Genomic DNA, 1,667 nt, shown 5'->3' with positions numbered 1-1,667 from the left:
ACGCGCAGCGGCTCGTAGGGCTCCTCCGCGTCCAGCTGGAAGCGGTTGACGCCGACCACGACCCGCTCGCCGGAGTCGGTCTCCTGGGCGATGCGGTAGGCGGAGCGCTCGATCTCGTTCTTCTGGAAGCCGTGCTCGATGGCGTTGACCGCGCCGCCGAGGTCCTCGACCTTCCGCATCAGCTCCAGCGCGGCCTCCTCGACGTCGTCGGTCATCTTCTCGATGACGTAGGAACCGGCGAACGGGTCGACGGTCGCGGTCACGTCCGTCTCGTAGGCGAGGACCTGCTGGGTGCGCAGGGCGAGCCGCGCGGACTTGTCGGTCGGGAGGGCGATCGCCTCGTCGAAGGAGTTGGTGTGCAGCGACTGGGTGCCGCCGAGCACCGCGCCCAGGCCCTGGACGGCGACCCGGACCAGGTTGACCTCCGGCTGCTGGGCGGTCAGCTGCACCCCGGCCGTCTGCGTGTGGAAGCGCAGCATCAGCGACTTGGGGTTCTTGGCGCCGAACTCCTCCTTCATCACCCGCGCCCAGATCCTGCGCGCGGCGCGGAACTTGGCGACCTCCTCCAGGATCGTCGTGCGGGCCACGAAGAAGAACGACAGGCGCGGGGCGAAGTCGTCGACGTCCATGCCGGCCGCGACCGCCGTACGGACGTACTCGATGCCGTCGGCGAGGGTGAACGCGATCTCCTGCGCGGGAGAGGCGCCCGCCTCGGCCATGTGGTAGCCGGAGATCGAGATCGTGTTCCACTTCGGGATCTCGGCCCGGCAGTACTTGAAGATGTCGGCGATCAGGCGGAGCGAGGGCTTCGGCGGGAAGATGTAGGTGCCCCGCGCGATGTACTCCTTCAGCACGTCGTTCTGGATCGTGCCGGTGAGCTTGTCGGCGCTCACGCCCTGCTCCTCGGCGACCAGTTGGTAGAGGAGCAGCAGGAGGGCGGCGGGCGCGTTGATCGTCATCGACGTGGAGACCCTGTCCAGCGGGATCCCGCCGAACAGCACCCGCATGTCGTCGACGGAGTCGATGGCGACGCCCACCTTGCCGACCTCGCCCGAGGCGATCGGGGCGTCGGAGTCGTGGCCCATCTGGGTGGGCAGGTCGAAGGCGACCGACAGGCCCATCGTGCCGTTGGCGATCAGCTGCTGGTAACGGGCGTTGGACTCCGTCGCCGTGCCGAAACCGGCGTACTGGCGCATCGTCCACGGCCGGCCCGTGTACATCGTCGGGTACACGCCCCGGGTGTAGGGGTACGCCCCCGGATCACCCAGCTTCCCGGCCGGGTCCCAGCCCTCGAGAGCCTCCGGCCCGTACACCGGTTCGATGGGCAGTCCACTCTCGGTGGACCGGGCACTGCCCGACTCGCGCGCCATGGTGTGATGCCTCCCGCTGAGCAGTGTTGCCCGACCTGATCGCCCGCCGACCACCGAATACCCGTCAGTACGGGGCCGGCTCCTCGACGGACTGTAACGGTGCGCGTGCGGCCCGGTGCAGGGGCACACGCTGGGACCTTCCTCACAGCCGCGGTGGGACTGCGCTCACAGCGGCCCACCTCGGCGGTTGCCGTCCGGTCACTCACCACCATGCCCCTTTGTTCGGCCGGGGTCACCTCCGGGGTACACCTCAGGTGGCGGCCGGCGTGCGGCCGGTGGGACGGCGGGGGGCAGGGG

The 1,667-nt window shown here is 69.7% G+C and carries 1 protein-coding gene; it reads right to left on the bottom strand.

Annotation, left to right across the window (positions count from 1 at the left end):
• On the bottom strand, positions 1-1,370 hold a 1,370-nt coding region (locus tag B9S61_RS29125; RefSeq protein ID WP_103544915.1), incomplete at its 3' end, for a methylmalonyl-CoA mutase.
• Positions 1,371-1,667: the final 297 nt, after the last annotated feature.

It is taken from the genome of Streptomyces sp. SM1, from assembly GCF_002910825.1.
GTDB classification, from domain to species: Bacteria; Actinomycetota; Actinomycetes; order Streptomycetales; family Streptomycetaceae; genus Streptomyces; species Streptomyces okerensis.
This window is presented reverse-complemented; position numbering and strand designations above follow the sequence as displayed.